Source organism: Mesorhizobium sp. 131-2-1 (genome assembly GCF_016756535.1).
GTDB lineage: Bacteria > Pseudomonadota > Alphaproteobacteria > Rhizobiales > Rhizobiaceae > Mesorhizobium.
On sequence record NZ_AP023247.1, the window covers coordinates 4,670,536 to 4,689,309 of the forward strand.

Annotated in this window: 17 protein-coding genes; 8 read left to right on the forward strand and 9 right to left on the reverse strand. The window is 65.5% G+C overall.

The window, feature by feature from the left end:
• Positions 1 to 26: 26 nt before the first annotated feature.
• Positions 27 to 1,559, reverse strand: coding sequence for an acid phosphatase (locus JG743_RS22830; RefSeq protein ID WP_202292979.1), 1,533 nt, complete (start codon positions 1,557 to 1,559; stop codon positions 27 to 29).
• 201 nt (positions 1,560 to 1,760) lie between these two features.
• Here JG743_RS22830 and JG743_RS22835 point away from each other — a divergent pair, with 201 nt between their 5' ends.
• The gene (locus JG743_RS22835) at positions 1,761 to 3,020 is read left to right on the forward strand and encodes a cytochrome-c peroxidase (RefSeq protein WP_202292980.1); all 1,260 of its coding nucleotides are present in this window, start codon (positions 1,761 to 1,763) and stop codon (positions 3,018 to 3,020) included.
• A gap of 692 nt (positions 3,021 to 3,712) precedes the next feature.
• Here the strand turns inward: JG743_RS22835 and JG743_RS22840 are convergent.
• Complete coding sequence (locus JG743_RS22840) at positions 3,713 to 4,300, reverse strand: dihydrofolate reductase family protein (RefSeq protein ID WP_202292981.1); 588 nt, start codon at positions 4,298 to 4,300, stop codon at positions 3,713 to 3,715.
• A gap of 104 nt (positions 4,301 to 4,404) precedes the next feature.
• Here JG743_RS22840 and JG743_RS22845 point away from each other — a divergent pair, with 104 nt between their 5' ends.
• Complete coding sequence (locus JG743_RS22845) at positions 4,405 to 4,821, forward strand: winged helix-turn-helix transcriptional regulator (RefSeq protein WP_202292982.1); 417 nt, start codon at positions 4,405 to 4,407, stop codon at positions 4,819 to 4,821.
• 74 nt (positions 4,822 to 4,895) lie between these two features.
• On the forward strand, positions 4,896 to 5,621 hold the full coding sequence (locus JG743_RS22850; protein ID WP_202292983.1) for a 3-keto-5-aminohexanoate cleavage protein: 726 nt from the start codon (positions 4,896 to 4,898) through the stop codon (positions 5,619 to 5,621).
• Positions 5,622 to 5,678: 57 nt separating this feature from the next.
• Here JG743_RS22850 and JG743_RS22855 read toward each other — a convergent pair whose 3' ends face one another.
• Together JG743_RS22855 and add are read right to left on the reverse strand one after the other, a co-directional pair.
• Positions 5,679 to 6,080: a GFA family protein gene (locus tag JG743_RS22855; RefSeq protein ID WP_202292984.1), complete on the reverse strand. Its 402-nt coding sequence runs from the start codon at positions 6,078 to 6,080 to the stop codon at positions 5,679 to 5,681.
• A 466-nt stretch (positions 6,081 to 6,546) separates the two neighbouring features.
• Positions 6,547 to 7,539 (reverse strand): adenosine deaminase, encoded by a 993-nt coding sequence (gene add, locus JG743_RS22860; protein WP_202292985.1) that lies wholly within the window; start codon positions 7,537 to 7,539, stop codon positions 6,547 to 6,549.
• A 171-nt stretch (positions 7,540 to 7,710) separates the two neighbouring features.
• Here add and JG743_RS22865 point away from each other — a divergent pair, with 171 nt between their 5' ends.
• A complete protein-coding gene (locus JG743_RS22865) occupies positions 7,711 to 8,103 on the forward strand; it encodes a GFA family protein (protein WP_202292986.1) in 393 nt (130 codons plus the stop codon).
• Positions 8,104 to 8,134: 31 nt separating this feature from the next.
• Here JG743_RS22865 and JG743_RS22870 read toward each other — a convergent pair whose 3' ends face one another.
• A complete protein-coding gene (locus JG743_RS22870) occupies positions 8,135 to 9,643 on the reverse strand; it encodes a winged helix-turn-helix domain-containing tetratricopeptide repeat protein (RefSeq protein ID WP_202292987.1) in 1,509 nt (502 codons plus the stop codon).
• Between the two features lie 141 nt (positions 9,644 to 9,784).
• On the opposite strand from JG743_RS22870, the gene JG743_RS22875 reads away from it, so the two are divergent.
• The gene (locus tag JG743_RS22875) at positions 9,785 to 10,015 is read left to right on the forward strand and encodes a DUF1127 domain-containing protein (protein WP_202292988.1); all 231 of its coding nucleotides are present in this window, start codon (positions 9,785 to 9,787) and stop codon (positions 10,013 to 10,015) included.
• Between the two features lie 31 nt (positions 10,016 to 10,046).
• Here the strand turns inward: JG743_RS22875 and JG743_RS22880 are convergent, their stop codons facing one another.
• Positions 10,047 to 11,105 (reverse strand): Gfo/Idh/MocA family protein, encoded by a 1,059-nt coding sequence (locus JG743_RS22880; protein ID WP_202292989.1) that lies wholly within the window; start codon positions 11,103 to 11,105, stop codon positions 10,047 to 10,049.
• A gap of 111 nt (positions 11,106 to 11,216) precedes the next feature.
• On the reverse strand, positions 11,217 to 12,002 hold the full coding sequence (locus JG743_RS22885; protein WP_202292990.1) for a ThuA domain-containing protein: 786 nt from the start codon (positions 12,000 to 12,002) through the stop codon (positions 11,217 to 11,219).
• A gap of 247 nt (positions 12,003 to 12,249) precedes the next feature.
• Between JG743_RS22885 and JG743_RS22890 the strand changes: the two genes are divergently transcribed.
• On the forward strand, positions 12,250 to 13,005 hold the full coding sequence (locus JG743_RS22890) for a bestrophin-like domain (protein ID WP_244672883.1): 756 nt from the start codon (positions 12,250 to 12,252) through the stop codon (positions 13,003 to 13,005).
• Positions 13,006 to 13,007: 2 nt separating this feature from the next.
• Here JG743_RS22890 and JG743_RS22895 read toward each other — a convergent pair whose 3' ends face one another.
• Positions 13,008 to 14,255, reverse strand: coding sequence for a glycosyltransferase (locus JG743_RS22895; RefSeq protein WP_202292992.1), 1,248 nt, complete (start codon positions 14,253 to 14,255; stop codon positions 13,008 to 13,010).
• A gap of 271 nt (positions 14,256 to 14,526) precedes the next feature.
• Positions 14,527 to 15,999 (reverse strand): tlde1 domain-containing protein, encoded by a 1,473-nt coding sequence (locus JG743_RS22900; protein ID WP_244672884.1) that lies wholly within the window; start codon positions 15,997 to 15,999, stop codon positions 14,527 to 14,529.
• A 665-nt stretch (positions 16,000 to 16,664) separates the two neighbouring features.
• Between JG743_RS22900 and JG743_RS22905 the strand changes: the two genes are divergently transcribed.
• A complete protein-coding gene (locus JG743_RS22905) occupies positions 16,665 to 18,176 on the forward strand; it encodes a multicopper oxidase family protein (RefSeq protein ID WP_202292994.1) in 1,512 nt (503 codons plus the stop codon).
• Positions 18,173 to 18,739: a cytochrome c gene (locus tag JG743_RS22910; protein ID WP_202292995.1), complete on the forward strand. Its 567-nt coding sequence runs from the start codon at positions 18,173 to 18,175 to the stop codon at positions 18,737 to 18,739. Before JG743_RS22905 ends, JG743_RS22910 begins: the two co-directional genes overlap by 4 nt.
• Positions 18,740 to 18,774: the final 35 nt, after the last annotated feature.

The window sequence follows — 18,774 nt, forward strand, 5'->3', positions numbered from 1 at the left end:
AGGCCTTTCGCCGGAGCTTCGACTGCTCAGCGCGTCAGATCGAGCGCGGCGGAGAGATCGCCCATCGGCGGCTGGTCGTTGTTGCGCAGCGCCTTGTCACGGGCGACGATGCCCGGCAGCACCGGCAGGTCGTAGCGTGCCGTGATGAAGCGCAGGATAGAGGTCGTATCGTATTGCGTGTGGTCGACGGTGCCCATCCTCGCATAGGGCGAGATGATGAAGGCGGGGATGCGATTGCCCGGACCCCAGCGGTCGGCCTTCGGCGGCGCGACATGATCCCAGAAGCCGCCATTCTCGTCATAGGTGACGACAACCAGCATGTGCGGCCATTGTGGGCTCTTCTCCAGATGCGACACGATATCGGCCAGATGCTTGTCGCCGCTGGTGACGTCGGCATAGCCGCCATGCTCGTTGAGATTGCCCTGCGGCTTGTAGAAGCTCACCGAGGGCAGCTTGCCTTCGTCGATCGCCTTGATGAATTCCACACCGTCGAGGCCGCCGTCCTTCAGATGCTCCGCGCGCGCGGGCGTGCCTGGCGCGTAGGCCGCGAAATAGTTGAACGGCTGGTGGTGGAATTGGAAGTTCGGCACCGGCGTGGCGTTCTTGCCGTCGAGCGCCGCCTGCCAGGCGCCGGAATACCAGGCCCAGGAGATGCCCTTCAGCGACAGCAGGTCGCCGATGGTGATCTCGTGCTGCGGCGGCAGCGTGGTGGGCGCCGCCGGATCGGCGAGCGCCTTGTCGCCGCCCTCGGCCGGCTTGTTGGCGCTCGGCTGGTAAGGCGGCTGCATGGTGTTGACGGCATAGAAGTCCGGCGTGATGGCGCCGTCATTGACGAATTTCGGCGCGCCGCCGAGCGCGGAGGGTGGTGAATTGTCGGCCGCCTTCAGCGTCACGCCGTCGGGCTCGACGACCGCGATCTGGCCCTTCACCGGGCTGGTATCGGCATGCGGATAGACCGGCACGCAGGCGCAGGCGAGCATGATGTGGTTGAGGAAGGAGCCGCCGAAGGCGCCCTGGAAGAAATTGTCGGCGAGCACGTATTTTTTGCCCACCGCCCACATCGGCAGCGCCGAGCCGTCATAGTGACCCATGACGAGGGAGCCGGAATCGGCCCAGGCAACGAACTTGTCGTTCCGGCCGGCGTCGATCTGCATCTGCTCCTGGTAGAAGCGGTGCCAGAGGTCGCGGGTGATGACGCCGGTGTTCTCATTGAAGCCCTTGGGATCGTCGATGGCGAAGCTGGCATTGGCGAGATGCGCGGTCTCGGCCTCCGTCACCGCCGGCGTCACGCCCTTGCCGGTCAGGCCGCCCCAGGCCGGCGGCAGTTCGGTGAGCGGCTTGCCATCGCGGTCAAGCTGGCGCGCCTGGTCGGCCGAGACATTGGCGAGGCCATTGGCGCCAGGGAAGCCGCCATAGAGATTATCGAAGCTGCGGTTCTCGGCATAGATGACGACGACGGTGTCGATCTTGTCGTAGCCGGCGGGGGCCGCCTGCGCGGCGGCGGCGAGCGATACCAGGGCCGTGGAGGCCAGGCAGAGCGAGGAGAAAGACCTAGTCATGGGATGGTGCCTCGTGGCTTGGGGAATGGCTGGAGGGCGGCAATCGACGAACAAACAGGCGTGGAAGCAGCTACTGCGATGCCCTGTCACTTTTGTGACATTTTTCGCCACCGCGAACACGGTTGCGTGAGCACCGAGACCGGTCATCAATCCGTTGCACTGGGCACCTAGTTGCCGGGTGGGAAAACCGGACCGCGCCCCATGACGAGACGATGGAAAAGCCTGGCTATCGCGATCGCCACGGCGTCGATTTCCGGCTTCGCCGCGCCCGCGAACACGGCGGGCAGCACCCATCCCGGTCCGCTGTCGCGCGCGGGGGCCTATGCGCGGGCGCAGGCGCTGACTGCGCTCGGCCGCAAAATGTTCCTCGATCCGTCGCTGTCGGCCTCGGGCAGGCAGGCCTGCTCCTCCTGCCATGATCCCAACCACGCCTTCGGTCCGGTCTCGGCCGCGCCCGTCGAAATAGGCGGACCCAACCTCGACCGCCCGGGCCTGCGCGCCGTCCCGTCGCTGCGCTACCTGCAGGCGGCGCCCGCCTTCAGCGAGCACTTTTATGATTCCGAGGATGAGGGCGACGAGAGCGTCGACAACGGCCCGACCGGCGGGCTGACCTGGGACGGCCGCGCCGATCGCGGCCAGGAGCAGGCGAAGATCCCCCTGCTCTCGCCTTTCGAAATGGCCAACAAGGATGAGAGCGCTGTGGCCGCCGCCCTGAGCAAGGCCGCGTATGCGCAGGAGTTCAAAGCGGCGTTCGGCGACGACGTGTTCGAACGGCCGGATGCTGCCTTCGACGCCGCGGTCGAGGCGCTCGGCACCTTCGAGCAGAGCAGCGCCGACTTCTACCCCTATTCCAGCCGCTACGACGCCTTCCTCGCCGGCAAGGCGACGCTTACGACCCAAGAGCTGCGCGGCCGCGCCCTGTTCGAGGACGAGACCAAGGGCAATTGCGCAAGCTGTCACTTGGGCGAGCCCTCCAACAATGGCGAGCCGCCCCAATTCACCGATTACGGCCTGATCGCCGTCGGCGTGCCGCGCAACCCGGCGATCCCGGCCAATGCCGATCCGGCCTATGTCGACCTTGGCATGTGCGGTCCGCTACGCACCGACTTCAAGGGTCGGTCCGAATATTGCGGCCTGTTCAAAACGCCGACGCTGCGCAATGTGGCGCTGCGGAAGAGCTTCTTCCACAATGGCTATTTCCACACGCTGCGCGATGCGGTTGCCTTCTACGTCAGCCGCGACAGCGATCCCGGCCGCTGGTATCCGAAGAAGGCCGACGGCACGGTCGATAAATTCGACGACCTGCCAAAGGCTTATTGGGGAAACCTCAACACGGACCCGCCTTTCAACGGCAGGAAGCCGGGCGACAGGCCGGCGCTGACCGACGCTGAGATCGACGACATCGTCGCCTTCTTGGGCACGCTGACCGATGCGGACCAGCGAGGCGCCCCGGCCCATTGAGGCGGAGGACGTCCTTGACGTCAATCAGCGACACAAACCCTGGCTGATCGGGCGCGAGCGCCTGTTTTCGGCCATGGACACGGTCGATTCAGATGGCGACAGGCAGCGCGGTTTGCTGCCGATCGAGTGACGACGGATGCGATGCCCGGGCGCCTATCCAGGCATCTGCCCGATCTCGATGCCGAAAAGTTCAAAGGCGAAGGCTGGGCTTTAATATGAGATGTTGCTAATATGTTGACTTGCTCACATGACTACAGCACGCCCGCTGCTACAGTGGGTGCTCTTCGCATGATGGGGTCTCAAATGCGGTTCGTTGCAGTGCAGGAGCCGCCTGATACTTGGGCGGTGTTTGACACGAGGATTGACGAGCCTGCGGACTACGCTGGCTGCGTGCTTGCTGGTTTGACATTGCGTGAAGCCCAGTGGTTCGCGGCCGTAGCCAATGTTGGAACCTCAGGGCGGGGACGCAAACCCTTGGGCGTCGGCACCGGGTTGAGCTGGCGCCGGTCACCGGGGCCGTTTGAGGCAGACCTCGCCGGAGCAATCCAGATTCGGGCAGTCGTGCCGGGGTCGCATCCTGGCCGGTAAAGCGGAACGCAGACAATTCCCCGTCCCGCAGGAAAAGCCCAAGCGAACAAGCAGTTGAGAGGGCGCACTGCGAGACCGATTCAGGAGCACGCCTTGAGTGCCCCTCACACGGCCGGCGCGTAGCGGCTCACCACCATGCCGCTGGCATAGGCTTTCGAACCGATGAGCTTCAGCCTGGAGAAGCCGCCCCGGCCGAAGATGCGGCGGCCGGCGCCCAGCACCGCCGGATTGATGAACAGCTGGAATTCGTCGACCAGCCCGGCGGCAATCAGCGCCGAGGCGAAGCCGGCGCCGCCGAAGACGGCGATGTTGCCGCCCTCGCCCGCCCTCAGCCTAGTGACCTCGCGCGGCAGGTCGCCGCTTGCGACGGTCGTGCGCTCCCATCGCGTGGCCTTCAGCCTGTCGCTCAGCACCACCTTCTGCGCTTCGACGATGCGCTGGGCAAAGGCATAGAAGCGGTCCTTCGGGAATTTCGTCGCCGCCTTGCCCCAGTGGTTCAGATAGCCCTCCTCCGCCATCTTGCGGCTGAGCAGGATGGTGTCGATGTTTTCGAAGACGGCGTTGAAGTCCTGCTTCAGCTCGTCGTCCCAAGCACTGTCGTCGCCCCACTCCCAGAGCTGCCAGAGATGGTCGTCCTCGGCACCGACGAAGCCGTCGACCGACATCTGCATTTGCAGGATGAGTTTCTTCATCTCCCGTCCCTCGTCGTGCTTCCAATCAATTTACTTTTGGAACCATTTGACGCACGAAGGCAATGGTGTCAATGGTAAAGTGATTTAAAAATGGAACCGTAGTTATGTCGACCAGGGAACGGTCCGGCTGCCCGATCAGCCTGTCGCTCGAGCTGCTTGGCGACCGCTGGACGCTGCTCATCATCCGCGACCTGGTCTTCGCCGGGAAAAGGCATTTTCGCGAATTCCTGCAGTCGGACGAAGGCATCTCGTCGCGAACGCTCGCCGAGCGGCTGCAGACGCTGCAGGAGGAAGGCATCCTCACCCGCAGCGACGACCCGACCCACAGGCTGAAGGCGATCTACCGGCTGACCGAAGCCGGCATCCACCTTCTGCCGGTCCTGGCGACGCTCGGCGCCTGGGGCAGTAAATATCGCAAGGCCGACGATGACCTTGCTCAGATTGCCACTGAGCTGGCGGACGGCGGCGAGCCGGCTCTGGCGCGGGTAAAGGAGAGGCTGAGACAGGAATATTTGGGTTAGGCGCGGCGACGCAAATCGCCCACACTGACGCTATACGCCTGTGCGTCAGACTCAACTCGAACGGGATCGCCGCCATGATCGTCCAGGCCTGCATCAACGGCGCCCGACCCGCCGACTTTCACGCCGCCCTGCCGCTTGACCCGGACGCCATGGCGCGCGACGGCGCTGCTTCAACTGCGTCCGGCGCCGCCGAGCTGCATGTCCATGCGCGCGGCGCCGACGGGCAGGAAAGCCTGACGCCCGAAGCGGTGGACCGCACGGTGGCGACGCTGCGGCGCGCCTGTCCGGGCACGCTGATCGGTGTGTCGACCGGCGCCTGGATCGAAAAGGACGACCTGCGCACGCTGGTCGCCATCGCCGGCTGGGGAGAGCTGCCGGACTATGCCTCGGTCAATCTCAGCGAGACGGCCGCGCCTGTCGTGATGGAAAGCCTGCGCCAGCGCGGCATCGGCATCGAGGCGGGCCTGGCTTCCATCGCCGACGCCGAACGGCTGGTGGCGCTCGACCATGGCGGACGCGTGCTGCGCGTCCTGGTCGAGATTTCCGAACAGACGCTCGACGAGGCCTTCGCCGTTGCCGACGGCATCGAAGCGGTGCTGGCGCGAGCCGGCATCCGCCGCTCGATCCTGCTGCATGGCGAGAACGCGACGGTGTGGCCCTTCGTCGAGCGGGCGGCAGCGCGGAAGTTTTCCACCCGTGTCGGGCTGGAGGACGGCAAGCACCTGCCGGACGGCAGCATTGCGGCGGGCAATCCGGCGCTGGTGGCAGCGGCGGTGCGGATTTATCGCGGCGTGAGGTGAATCTCCCCACTTGCGGGGGAGATCAGCCGTTTAGATCTCGCTGCCCTCAACTCAGCGTCAGCCGAATTTCGTCAGAGGCTCGGCGCGAATTTCGACCCACTCGCAGCGCCGGCTGTCGTGGTAGAAGGACTGGAACGGCGGCGGGAAGGACGGGTCGGCGAAGGCGCCGACGGGAATCGCGATCACGCCGGGCTGGGTGTCGATGCGGTAGTGGACGGTGGTGCCGCAATCCGGGCAGAAGCTGTAGCTGACGCGGCCGCCCTGCTCGCCGACGCGCGTGAATTGTGCCGCTCGCCCGTGGATCGCCACGTCACCTTCCTTGAACCGGCCATTGTAGCTGAAGGCACTGCCGGTGCGCCGCTTGCAGGCCAGGCAATGGCATACGGAAATGCGCACGATCTCGCCCGAGCAGACGGCCGAAAGCTGGCCGCAAGAGCATTCCGCGCGACGGGTGACCATGACCGGCTCCTTTCAGCTCCGCCCGGGCTCGTCCGGGTCAGCGCAGATCGGCACCTTATTGAGTTCGGAAGCGCGGCGGAAGGATACTCTCGCCTGTCACGGGAGCGCTGCGGCTTGGTAGTGGGTCAGTTTGAAACTTGTCTCACCTGAACGTGGTTCAAGAGTGAGACAACATATCGTTCCATCTCAAGCCTGCGAGCGGTATTCAAAATGCTTCTCCACGTATCTTGCGGATCAACGCCGGACGCGATCATGGCCGGCGCGTTGTGAAATGAGTCTGCAAGCATACGTGCTTTGGGTAGATCATCGGTCGCGCGAATTTCGACGAGAACGATACCCAGAATCCTCAGGATATTTTCGTTCGTGATGGGTTGAGGATCAATCAATTGAGACGCCTTTTTTTCTGTTCGGGCCTCGAACCGCTGGCTTCTCAGCTTCCGTTGCCTCGATAAAATGACGGCCCTTGTCAGGCGCGCCAGGCCGCCAGATCCGCCAGGATTTGTGCCTTCACCGCGGGGTCGGCATAGCTCGCCCTGACCGATGTCGCGGCGAGATCGCGGATGGTTTCGCCATCCCAGCCGAAAGCCTCGGCGCAGGCGTCATAGGACGCCTCCAGCGTGGTGTCGAGCAGCGCCGGATCATCGGTGTTGATCGAGACGGGAACGCCGGCCTTACGCAAGGCGTCGATCGGGTGTTCGGCGATCGACCGGTAGAGGCCGAGAGTGACGTTGGAGACCGGGCAGACGCCAAGCGGGATCTGCCTTTCAGCCAGCAGGTCGACAAGGTCCGGCATCTCAATCGCCCGCACGCCGTGGTCGATGCGGTCGGCGCCAAGCAGTTCGATCGCGTCGCGCACGCCCTCCGGACCGCTCGACTCGCCGGCATGGACGGTCCGCCGCAGGCCCGCCGCGCCAGCACGACGGAACGCCTCGGCAAAGCGCGGACCGGTCCGGCCGGCGGCGGCTTCGTTGCCGTCGATCGACAGCGCAACCACGCGCGGATGCCTGAGCCCGCTCAACAGTTCCACCAGCTCGATCGCTTCTTCCGCCGACTGGCTGCGCAGCAGGCTGACGCAAAGCCCGACCGGCGGGTGCCCATCCTGCTCTGCCGCCGCGAAGCCGGCGTCGAACGCGTCGATCATGCCCGGGATGTTGTTGTGCCAGTGCGGCCAGTGGGTCGGGTTGACGATGACGTCGGCATAGCGCACGCCACTCCTGGCCATGCGCTGGGCGAACTTGTAGGCCGTGGTCGCCAGCTGCTCGCGCGTGCGGAACGTGCCGCACAGCCAGTCGAGCATCTCGAGGAAACTCTTCAGGTCATGCGCCTCGAACAGCCTGTCGCGCGGCGCGCGCAGCGGAATGCCGGACTCCTCGCAGTTGCGGATCACGTCATCGGCCTCGAAACAGCCCTCGACGTGGATGTGCACCTCGGCTTTCGGCAAAGCGATGTAGTCGGTCAAGAGACGTCTCCCGTGTTCGCTCGCCGCAATAGAGCACGAAAAGGCCCGAACCACGCTTCAAGAAACGATTGAAACAATTGTGCGAGGCGCCCGGCAATCGGGCGGGCAATTGCCGTGACGGTGCCCTTCGTTGTAGCCATTGCGACCGCTTGACTTTGAAGGAGACATGGCATGGACCCAATCACCGGCGGCTGCCTGTGCGGCAACGTCCGCATTGTGGCGTCAGGTGCCCCGTATCGGGTCGGCATCTGCCACTGCCTCGACTGCCGCAAGCATCACGGAGCGCTCTTTTATGCCGCCGCTGTGTTCCCGCAGGAGGCGGTGACGATCGAGGGCGAGACACGCGACTACGCCGGGCGGTATTTCTGTCCGCGTTGCGGCTCGTCCGTCTTCGCGCGCACCGGAGACGAGATCGAAGTTCACCTGGGCTCCCTGGATGCCCCTGACCAGCTTGTGCCGACCTACGAGCTCTGGACCGTCCGTCGCGAGTCCTGGTTGCCGCCGTTTCCGCTCGCCAGACGCTACGAGCGCGATCGCGACGCCGCAGGCCGTAACGAAGGTTAGGCCACGCCGTTCTGGCGGTCACGCCGGTGCCTCAGTCCGGAAGGCCGGCCTTGCGGAAGCCGTCGACGAAATGTTCGAGCGTCGCCGTGTCGCGGAACGGCTCGGTCGCAACCCAGTGGCTGGTGGTGAAATGCGGATTGGCGATGAGGAACATCTCGACCTCCGCACGCGCCTCGTCGAGCCGGCCAAGCTGGGCAAGGCTTGCCGCCAGGAAACGGCGCGAGCTTGTGCGATAGGTCTCTTCCTTGCGCAGCGTCTCGACAGCGGCTTCGTAGTCGTTTGCCGCATATTGCGCCGCGCCGAGCAGCAGATAGTACCAGCTTGCTGGAAACGGGTTCAGTCGAAACGCCTTGCGGATGTACTCAAGACCCTCCTTCACCCGCCCGGCCAGGACCGTAATGTCGGACAAGGTCGCCCAGGCGTCGGCCTCATTCGGGTCGAGCTCGAAGGTCTTGGCGAATTCCGTATCCGCCTCGTCGAAACGGCGCTCGTAGGCCAGCAGGTTGGCGAGCACCCAGCGGCAGCCGGCATCGTTGGGATCGATCGCCACGGCCTTGCGCGCCAGTTCCAGGGCGAGGCCGCGGTTGGGTTCGATGGGTTCGCCCCAATGCACCCATTGCATCCAGTGGTTCATGGCAAGCCAGCGATGGGCCTCGGCGTAGTCTGGATCGAGCGACACAGCGCGCGTCAGCATCAGATGCGCCTCCCGCGCCGTCTGCGGCGACCCCTCGATCAGCTTTCGCGCCTGCACACATAGATCGTAGGCCTCGATGTTGCTGGGCCGATTGCGCGGCGGCGGCGCGCGCAGCCGGCCGAGCAGCGCCTCGACGATCTTGGCCGTCACCTCGTCCTGAACGGCAAAGATATCCTCCAGGCTGCGATCGAAGCGTTCCGCCCACAGATGCTCGCCACTCATCGCGTCGACCAGTTGCGCGTTGATGCGCACGCGTCCGGCGGCGCGCCTAGCGCTGCCCTCCAGCAGGTAACGCACGCCAAGGTCCTCGGCGATCTCGCGCACATCCATCGCCTTGCCCTTGTAAGCAAAGGTCGAGTTGCGCGCGATGACGAACAGGCCGGCATTCCGGGACAGGTCGGTGATGAGGTCTTCGGTCAAGCCATCGGCGAAGGAGTCCTGCTCGGGGTCATTGCTGAAATTGACGAAGGGCAGCACGGCGATCGACGGTTTGTCGGGCAGCGGCAAGGGTTTGCGCCTGGTCTCGTCGAGCTGTTCGATGGCCCCGGCGAAGCGGTAGCCGACGCGCGGCACCGTGGAGATCCATTCACCGCCGTCCGCGGCCGGACCGAGCAGCTTCCTGAGCTGCGCGATCTGGACGGTGAGGTTGCCTTCCTCGACGGCCGTGCCCGGCCACGCCGCATCCATCAACTCGGCCTTGGCCAGGATCTCGCCCGGCCGCCCGGCGAGCGCCGCAAGCAGCTTCAGCCCCCGGTAGCCGACGGCAACAGGATCGTCGTTCCGAAGGAGCGTTCCCGCACCCGGATCGAGCACGAACGGACCAAAGGCAAAGCGCGATCCCTGCATGGGCTGATCTATAGCCGATTTGGAAGTTTTGAGAACTATTTGGGACGGCTTAATTACGCCGCTGCCGGCATCCTGCAGAATTCAACCTCATTCAGGTCGAGGCCCCCAGATCGCATGGGCCTCAAACTAAAGGAGGTTGCAATGAACAATAGTTTTGCATCGATGCAGCATCGGGCAGCGCCGGTCGGGTGGGCACCGCTGCGGCGCCTGGCGACCCTGCGAAGCATGATCGCGGCATTCCGCGAGCAAGCCCGCTTTCGCTGGGATCTCAAGCGGATTTCGGAGACCAATCCGCACCTGATCGACGATATCGGTCTGACGAGACGGCAGGTCGAGGAAGAGATCGCCAAGCTGCCCTTCTGGCAACGATAAGGCGAACCCAGTTGGCCCTGGCGCTCCACACTCACTGCGTGTCGGCGTGCGCCCGCAGCTCCGCTCGCTTCTCGTCCGACACCACCGCCAGGTCGAGCACCTTCTGCAACTCGGCGGCGTGGCGGAAGGACGGCTCGGGCTGGACGCCACTCTTCACCGCCTCGACGAAGCGCTGGTAGTTGGTCGGCACGGTGCCGGCGTCGAGCACCTCCCATTTCGCGGTCTCGGCATTCGCGCCGACACAGGCCTTGAGCAGCGAACCTTCGAGATTGTGCACCACCTCGATGCCGCCCTTGTCGCCATAGATGCGCAGCCTGAGCTCGTTGAGATGGCCGGTCGCCCAGCGGCTGGCATGCACCACGCCAAAGGCACCATTGGAGAAATCCAGCGTCATGGCGAAGCTGTCGTTGGCGTCGAGCCCGTATTCGCCGATGCGGTTGCCCGGCGCCTTGTCGAAGGCGCGCAGGCGGCAGAACACATGGTCGATGTCGAGCGCTGCGCCGTAGCTGGCGAAATCGAGAATGTGGATGCCGACATCGCCGAGCACGCCGTTCGAGCCATGGCCGCGCGACAGCCGCCAGAGCCATTTCGGATCGGTGCGCCAGTCGCCCCAGAATTTCGACACCAGCCAACTCTGCAGGTAGGAGGCCTCGACATGGCGAACCGCGCCGATCTCGCCGGCCTGCACCATGGCGCGCGCCTTCTGCAAAGGCGCGACGTTGCGGTAGGTGAGGTTCACCATGTTGACGATGCCGGCTGCCTCCGCCGCATCCGCCATCTCGCTCGCCTTGCCGAAATTCTCGGCCAGCGGCTTCTCGCACAGCACCGGCTTGCCGGCGGCAATCAGCGCCATGGTGGTTGGATGGTGGATGCGGTCCGGCGTGACGTTGGCGACGGCATCGAATTCACCCCATTTCAGCGCCTCCTCCAGCGTGGTGAAGCGGTTGGGGATCTTGAAACTGTCGGCGAATTCGCTGACGCGGGCCGGATCGACATCGACGGCGCCGACAATGTCGACGCCCTCGATGGCGCTGAAGCGGCGGGCATGCTCCTGCGCCATCCAGCCGGTACCGAGTATCAAAAGCCGCATTGTGCTCCTCCGGGCGAATTGGTTCGATTCAAAGACTGGGTGAATTTGCTCTAAGCGTTATCGCTACGCAATTCCAGACGGAAAACCGCTGCGCTCTTTTCCGGGAACGTTTTAGCGGAAGCCGGCCTCGCCATCAGCGTGCAGCTTGCCGCCGCGCTCGACGATCGGCTCCAGCGCCTTGTCGACCGGCACGTTCGGGGCATCGTGGATGGCGCGCTTCGCGCCTTGCGGGTTATGCGCCCATTTCACCGCGTTGCGCAGCACCTTCTGCACTGTGGCGTCGTGATAGGTCGGATAGGTCTCGTGGCCCGGCCTGAAATAGAAGATGTTGCCGGCGCCGCGCCTATAGGTCAGCCCCGAGCGGAACACCTCGCCGCCCTGGAACCAGGAGATGAACACCGTTTCCAGCGGCTCCGGCACGGCGAACTGCTCGCCATACATCTCCTCGTTCTCGAGCTCGAAAAACTCGCCGAGGCCCTCGGCGATCGGATGGCTGGCGCTGGTCACCCAGAGCCGCTCGCGCTCGCCGGCCTCGCGCCACTTCAGGGTGCAGGGCGTGCCCATCAGCCGCTTGAAGATCTTCGAGAAATGGCCGGAATGGAGAACGATCAGCCCCATCCCCTCCCAGACGCGGCGCGCCACCCGCTCGACCACTTCGTCGGCGACGGCGCCATGATCCTTGTGGCCCCACCAGACCAGCACGTCGGTCTCGGCAAGGCGGGCCTCGGGCAGGCCGTGCTCGGGCTGCTCCAGCGTCGCGGTCGAGGCGGAAATGCCGGGGTCGGTCTTCAGCGCGTTGGCAATCGTGGTGTGCATCCCTTCGGGATAGATCGATGCGACCACCTCATTGGTGCGCTCATGGATATTCTCACCCCAGACGACAGCGCGTATTGTCATGACATCCTCGTGGTGAAACCGGAGCCGACCCGCCCCTGGCCCATACATAGAGCCTTCGGCCGGCATTGAAAGCGCTTTTCGAAGTGGTTGCGAATGGACGACGAATTCGCGGAGGCCCTCGCCAGCGAATGCGCCGACCCGAAAGCATCCTTTGCCAACAACGACATAGGCCCATGTGCTGCCACCCTGAATCAACGCTGCTGGGCAACCCTTTGGCAAACGTCGCGCCTCGGCTACAATGGCCGCCATGCGCGAGGCACTGCTTGGGGTCGCGATCTTTGTCTGCCTGGCCGGGGCTTCGCTCACCAGCCTGCTGATCCATGGCCGGTTTCCGCCCCATCACCGCCAGGACGATACCAGCGCGATCGTGCGGCTCGCCGCCAATCTGTTCGTGGTGATGACCTCGCTGGTGCTCGGCCTGATGATCAACTCGGCCAAGAACACATTCGAGTCCATCGACCACAACGTCCATGCCTATGCGACGGAGCTAATCCTGCTCGACAGGTCGCTCAGGCAATACGGCCCCGAGACGCAGGCCGCGCGCCAACCGCTGATCGCCTATGTGCAGCGCGTCGTCGACGCCACCTCGCCCAGCCAGAAAACCCCGATCGTCGCAAACAGGCTGTCGGAGCTTTTGCTCAACAATGTCGGCGACCAGCTGCGGGCGCTGACGCCGCCCGATGACGAACACATCGCCATGCTGCAGGAAGCCCGCCAGCAGCTGCAGAAGGTGATCGAATCGCGCTGGGTGCTGGCCGAACAGTCGGAGGGCGCCATCCCCGGAGCGCTGATCGCGCTCCTGGTCGCCTGGCTGATGCTGATCTTCGCCAGCTTCGGCTTCAGGGCGCCCTGCAACGCCACCGTGGTCAGCACCTTCATCGTTTCGGCGGCGCTGGTCGCCGCCGCGCTCTATCTGATCATGGACATGGACATACCCTTCTCCGGCCCGATCCAGATCTCGCCAGCGCCGCTCGAAAGGGCGCTGGCGGAACTGAAGCAGTAAGGTCACGAGCCGCGCTGGTTCAAGTCGTCGAGCAAGCGCCTGGCGGCCACCGCCGCTCCGTCGCCCCGGATGGTGCCGGCGAGCGCGGCCGCACGGCTGCGGGTTTCCGGCGCAAGCGCCGTCGCAAGGGCCGCCGACAATGTCGCCACGGTCGGTTTCGGCCCGTCATGCGCCGCCCCGATGCCAAGCTCGGCGACGCGGCCGGCCCAATAGGGCTGGTCGCCGATCTGCGGCACGACCACCTGCGGCGCCCCTGCCCGGGCGGCTGTGATCGTGGTGCCCGCGCCGCCGTGATGCATGACGGCGGCAACGCGGCCAAACAGCGCCTGCTGGTTGAGGTCGCCGACGGCGAAGCAATCGTCCCGCTCGTCGATCGGCTCAAGCCCGGCCCAGCCATGTGCAATCACCGTGCGCAGACCCTTGGCACGGATCGCCTCGATGGCCACGCGGCCGGCCTCCCTGGAGACCGCTATGCTGCCAAAGCCGACATAGACAGGCGGCGGGCCGGCTTCGAGGAAGGCTTCCAGTCCCTCCGGGAGCGGCCGTTCGTCCGGCAGTATCCAGGCGCCGGTCTGCACGGCGTCGATCAGGTCCGAGGCCAGCCACGGCCCAAGCGTCGGGTCGCAGGCGAGCAGGACAGGATTGCCGTAGACATAGTCGCGGACATTCGCTACCGGCGGCAATCCGAGCGAGGCGCGGTGGCGGTTGATGGCACCGCCGAACAGCGCGTTCTTGGTCCGGATATCCGTCTCCCACAGCAGCCGGTTATCGGTCACCCCGGCTGGAAGCGGATGGCTTGGATATTCATGCGGCCGGTTGTGCGCCGAGGGCAGCCAGATAGGACAGAAGGTGCCAAGCAGATAGCGCATGCCCCGTTGCTCAGCGACCACGCGTGCCGCGGCACAGGAAGGAAACAGGCCTAACGCCACCACCGCATTGCATCCTTCGGCGGCCGGCATGAGCGCATCGTACTGCCTGGCGACGATCTCGGCCGCCTGGCCGGAGATGAGCGCGGCCAGCCCCTCGGGCGACGCCGAAGATCGGCGCCGCACCATCTCCTTCGCCCATTCGCGCACCGGTGCGAAGGCCGGCACCAGCGGCACGCCGGCGCGGGCGCACAGCGCGGCGAATTCCTCATCGCCGGGGATACTCACCCGCACCTCGGCACCAAGCGCCTGCAGCCGCGCGCCGAGCGCCACCACCGGTTCGACATCGCCACGCGAACCGTAAGTCGACAGCAAAATCCGCATTCAGGAACTCCCTTTCCCTAAAATCCAGGTCGAGGGCAGCGTTCATACGCCATGGCCGGGGTCTTGCCGCAAGTCCCGGGTGCGCCATATATGCATTACGAGAGGGGGCGGTTCCCCCTCTTCGGTTCATCTCAGCTTAGATCCTGGAAACTCGACGCTCATGTCGTGGGCGTCTTGCCTTCGGCGACGCAATGGGCAGCCATCGCCACGCTCGGAACTGACATGATCCGCTCCAAGTCGAGTGCAAACGGTGCCAGCAAGCTGAAAGTCCTTAGCCGTCCCGCCCTTCCTGGGCGACCTGGACCAGCGGCTTCGACATGCGCGGCACCACCACCAGGCGCTTGATCTTGCCTTTCTTGTAGGCGGCGAGAAAGCGGGCATAGTCCTTGAAGACGACGCAACCATTGGATTCGGCGCGGCCGCCACGCAGCATGTAGGTGTGGGCAAGCAGGCCGTCGCGGCCAAACTTGTTCTTGCCGCTGGTCGGCGTCAGCCGGATCGCCTCGACGCCATGGAAGCGCGATTCACGCATCGACAGATTGTAGGTGTCGGGCGGCGTCGGGCCGACATTCTTCTTGTTGACGAAGCGGGGCTGGTCGACCATCGAGCCCAGCCCGGAATGAGCCTCAAGCTTGGAGCCGTCGGGCATATAGACGGTCCTGGCCGCGATGTCGTAGACGGCGACGCCATTGCCGACGCTCGGCCTGCCGGTGAACAGGTTGCCGAAGACGCCACCCGCGCCGCGTTCAGGCATGTCCGGCTTGGCGTAGGCCAGCATTTCCGCGTCCTGGGGCTTCGACCGCTTGCCCGGCTTGGCCGGCTTGCCCTGGCTGGCTTGCACGCCCGGCAGGGCCGGCACCGCCGCTTGCTCCGAGCTGCGCAGCGACAGGGCCGGCACCTTGCCGGACTGCACGTCCGCAGCCTTGGCAGACTGGGTCTTGCCGGTCCTCGAAGCCTCCGCCTTAGGGGCCTGCTCCTGTGACGCCTCGGTGCTTGGTGCCCTGGAGGTCTGAGCTTTTGGCGATTGATCCGGCTGCTCGATCTGCGCCCGTGGCCGGTAGGCCGGCAACGGAATTTCATTCGGCATCTCGTCCTGCGGCGGCAGCGAGGCGAGCTGGACTTCGGCCTGTTGAGATTCCTGTTGCGCGCCGGGCACGGCCAGCGCCACCGACGGCGGCGGCGCCAGCATGTCGGCCTCAGGCATTGCATTGGCCAGCGCGAGGGCCAGGCGCGACGAGCGTTCGATCTCCGCCACCGGGGGGCCGAAGCGCACCGAAGCCGGGCCCTGCTCGTCGGGCAGGCGGACCGGCTCGGCGAAGCGGGCATCGGCCGGCAGGCTGGCCAGAAGGAACGGCTTGTCCTGTGCGCGGGCGAAGGCATCCGCGAGCTTTCGCGGCGACAGCTTTGTCCTGGCGACGACGCTGTCGAAGCGATCAACGGGGGCTGCAAGCGCCACGGTTTGCGGCACGGCCGTCCTCGGCGCGACGCTGTCGGGCCTGGCGGGCACAAGCCGCGCCGTCTTGCCGTCATGGGAGAAATTCGCGGCCTGGCGCACGCAGCCGGCATCGCAACGGCCTAGCAGCGCCTGCCGGTGCGAGGCGCCCGCCGGGAGCGGCAGCGTCCAGGAATTGGCGAGCGCGCGGCGCGGATCGGCAAGCGCGATGCTTCCCGGAGCAAGCAGGCTCCGCGGTAGTCCGTTGGAAGCGGCGGTGAGCGAGGTGCCCATCGAATAGAGGCCCGCCATGGTCGCCACGGACCAAACGGCAAGCGCGGCGCCGACAGCAGGCACCACAACCCAACGACGACCACCAGATTTCTTCGAAGCTACCCCTTCTTCAGGAGCGTCACCCCGGTTCTTCAAACGCAAAAACGCCATACGACCACTCTCAATCGGCATGCCGGTTCGCGGACCTGGCACCCGTCACGATCACAGTTCGCCTGGTGCCCCCTGCACCTTCACGCGTCTGTTGCCGATTGATTCAAAAGATGGACAAAGATGGTTAACCAATCCCTCCACCAATCGCCGATACGGCGACGGTCCATACGAAAAAAGAGCCCTCCATGGTCTGCGCCACGGTAAAAATGCTCTCCCTCACCCGCTTTGCTGCCCGTTTTTCCGGCCTCTGTCAAGAAACCGTGAACATTGGAACCGCAACGCCTTCAGCCGGCTAGAGGTGGATTAGGGTTAAAATGCGACCGCACGCCAGGTGCTGAAATGCGCGGTTGGAATGCTCTGGACCAGCCAGCATGGGTGACCGCCCTTCGCAAGATTGGGGCAATAGCCCCCAAAAAAGCCGGTCCGGCCGGTCCATTCCTGCCCGGCGCGACTCCCCTTGACCTTCCAGCAACTGGAACCCTTAGCGTGACGGAATCCGGCGGCGGACTTCCCTCACTATCCAGGAGCAAAACATGCATCGACGCGGTTTTCTGGCGGCAGGCCTGGCGACGGTTCTGGCGAGCCCGCGCGCGCTGGCGCAGATGAAAAACATGGACTCCATGCCCGGCATGGACATGGGTGGCCATGCCGGACACGACATGGGCGCGATGGCGCAAGGCGCCGTCACCCTGCCCGAAGGCCAGCCGTTGCGCGGCCTGCCTCTGCTCGCCAACGAGGCCGGCCAGCCCGGCCTGTTCAAGGCCCGGCTGACGGCGGAACCGGCCGTCGCGCGGTTCGCCGAAGGGCAAGACACGCCGATCCTCGCCTATAACGGCACGAGTCCCGGCCCACTGATCGAGGCCTTCGAAGGCGACCGCGTCGAGATTACCTTCGCCAACCGCATCGAAGGCGAGGCAAGCACCATCCACTGGCACGGCATGCCGGTGCCGGCCGACCAGGACGGCAATCCGATGGACCCGGTGGCGGCGGGCACCGACCGCGTTTACGCCTTCGAGCTGCCGGAAGGCTCGGCCGGCACCTATTGGTACCACCCGCATCCGCACGGCAGGACGGCCGAGCAGGTCTATCGCGGCCTGGCCGGCGCCTTCGTCGTCAAGGCCAAGGCCGATCCCGTTCCGGCCGAATATGGCGACACGGTGCTGGTGTTCACCGACCTCAGGCTCGCCGCCGACGGCTCGATGCCCGCCAGCAACATGAACGACCTGATGAACGGCCGCGTCGGCGACCATGTGCTGGTCAACGGCCAGAAGAACCCCCGGCTCGCCGTGGCCAAGGCCGCGAAACGGCGCCTGCGCCTCTACAATGCCACCAATGCGCGCTTCCTGAAGCTCGCCTTCGACGGCGCGCCGATGACCATCATCGGCTCGGATGGCGGGCTGCTGGCGGCGCCGGTGGCGGCCGACGAGATCCTGCTCAGCCCGGGCGAGCGCATCGAGCTGGTCGTCGCCTTCGACAGGCCAGGCCCCGTCACCTTGTACACGCTCGACTACGATCGCGGCTGGATGGGACCTGGCCGCCCCGCCGATGCGGGGCTGACGCTGCTGACCGTCGACGTCTCCGAAGACGCGGGAGAAGCGATGCCGCCGCTGCCGGCACGGCTGCGGCCGCTCGCGCCCCTTCCCGCGCCCGCGCTCTCTCGGCGCCTCGTCCTCACCGAGACCATGGCGATGAACGCCACCAGCATGGAGATGGGCTTCCTGATCAACGGCAAGGCCTTCGACATGGCGCGCGTCGACATCGTCGGCAAGGCCGGCGAGACCGAGCTCTGGGAGATCGTCAACCAGGCCGACATGGACCATCCCTTCCATGTCCACGGCACGCAATTCCAGGTGATCGAGCACGAGCGCGACGGCAAGGTCTCGAAGCCGCCCTTCCTTGCCTGGAGGGACACGGTCAACGTGGCGCGCGGCGAGACGGTGCGGCTGCTGCTGCGCCAGGAGCGGCCGGGACAGCGCATGTATCACTGCCACATCCTCGAGCACGAGCAGCTCGGCATGATGGGCGTGCTCGACGTCACGGCATGAGGGCCGGCATCGCTTCCGGGGCGGTGATGCTGGCGCTCGCCGGCTCGCTGGTGCTCTCTTCGCCGCTGGCCGCCGCCTCGGGCGATGCGATCGTGGCCACCCGCCAGGCCTCGATGAAGGCTATGGCGGCAGCGGCGAAGACCATCGCCGAGATGTTCGACGGCAAGCGTCCCTACGAAGCTGCCGGCTTCAAGGCGGCGGCCGAGGCGCTGCGCGCCCGCACCGGCCCTGCCCTGATCGGCGAATTCCCGCAGGGCACGCTTGGCGCGCCTTCCGGCGCCAGGGCGGAGATCGACCAAGCGCGGCCGGAATTCGAGGCGCTCGCCCGTCACATCGGCGGGCTCGCCTCGGCACTCGCCGCCAAGGCCGAAAAGGCGCCGGTCGAGATCACCGGCGACATGCGCATGGGCGCCATACTGCCGATGGATGGCGGCAGCCTGCTCGGCAAGCGGCCGAATGCCGTGCAGCCTGATCCGGCCACACTGCCGGCGGAACATCTCCTGCATATGATCCTACAGGACTGTTCGAGCTGCCATTCGAAATTCCGGCAGAAGGTGGAGTGAGCACGGCCTTCCGTCGCGGTGTTTGCTAAAAATTA

Coding starts and splice junctions, on each gene's coding strand:
- JG743_RS22830 (WP_202292979.1), bottom strand. CDS start 1,559: ATGACTAGGTCTTTCTCCTCGCTCTGCCTGGCCTCCACGGCCCTGGTA.
- JG743_RS22835 (WP_202292980.1), top strand. CDS start 1,761: ATGACGAGACGATGGAAAAGCCTGGCTATCGCGATCGCCACGGCGTCG.
- JG743_RS22840 (WP_202292981.1), bottom strand. CDS start 4,300: ATGAAGAAACTCATCCTGCAAATGCAGATGTCGGTCGACGGCTTCGTC.
- JG743_RS22845 (WP_202292982.1), top strand. CDS start 4,405: ATGTCGACCAGGGAACGGTCCGGCTGCCCGATCAGCCTGTCGCTCGAG.
- JG743_RS22850 (WP_202292983.1), top strand. CDS start 4,896: ATGATCGTCCAGGCCTGCATCAACGGCGCCCGACCCGCCGACTTTCAC.
- JG743_RS22855 (WP_202292984.1), bottom strand. CDS start 6,080: ATGGTCACCCGTCGCGCGGAATGCTCTTGCGGCCAGCTTTCGGCCGTC.
- JG743_RS22865 (WP_202292986.1), top strand. CDS start 7,711: ATGGACCCAATCACCGGCGGCTGCCTGTGCGGCAACGTCCGCATTGTG.
- JG743_RS22870 (WP_202292987.1), bottom strand. CDS start 9,643: ATGCAGGGATCGCGCTTTGCCTTTGGTCCGTTCGTGCTCGATCCGGGT.
- JG743_RS22875 (WP_202292988.1), top strand. CDS start 9,785: ATGAACAATAGTTTTGCATCGATGCAGCATCGGGCAGCGCCGGTCGGG.
- JG743_RS22880 (WP_202292989.1), bottom strand. CDS start 11,105: ATGCGGCTTTTGATACTCGGTACCGGCTGGATGGCGCAGGAGCATGCC.
- JG743_RS22885 (WP_202292990.1), bottom strand. CDS start 12,002: ATGACAATACGCGCTGTCGTCTGGGGTGAGAATATCCATGAGCGCACC.
- JG743_RS22890 (WP_244672883.1), top strand. CDS start 12,250: ATGCGCGAGGCACTGCTTGGGGTCGCGATCTTTGTCTGCCTGGCCGGG.
- JG743_RS22895 (WP_202292992.1), bottom strand. CDS start 14,255: ATGCGGATTTTGCTGTCGACTTACGGTTCGCGTGGCGATGTCGAACCG.
- JG743_RS22900 (WP_244672884.1), bottom strand. CDS start 15,999: ATGGCGGGCCTCTATTCGATGGGCACCTCGCTCACCGCCGCTTCCAAC.
- JG743_RS22905 (WP_202292994.1), top strand. CDS start 16,665: ATGCATCGACGCGGTTTTCTGGCGGCAGGCCTGGCGACGGTTCTGGCG.
- JG743_RS22910 (WP_202292995.1), top strand. CDS start 18,173: ATGAGGGCCGGCATCGCTTCCGGGGCGGTGATGCTGGCGCTCGCCGGC.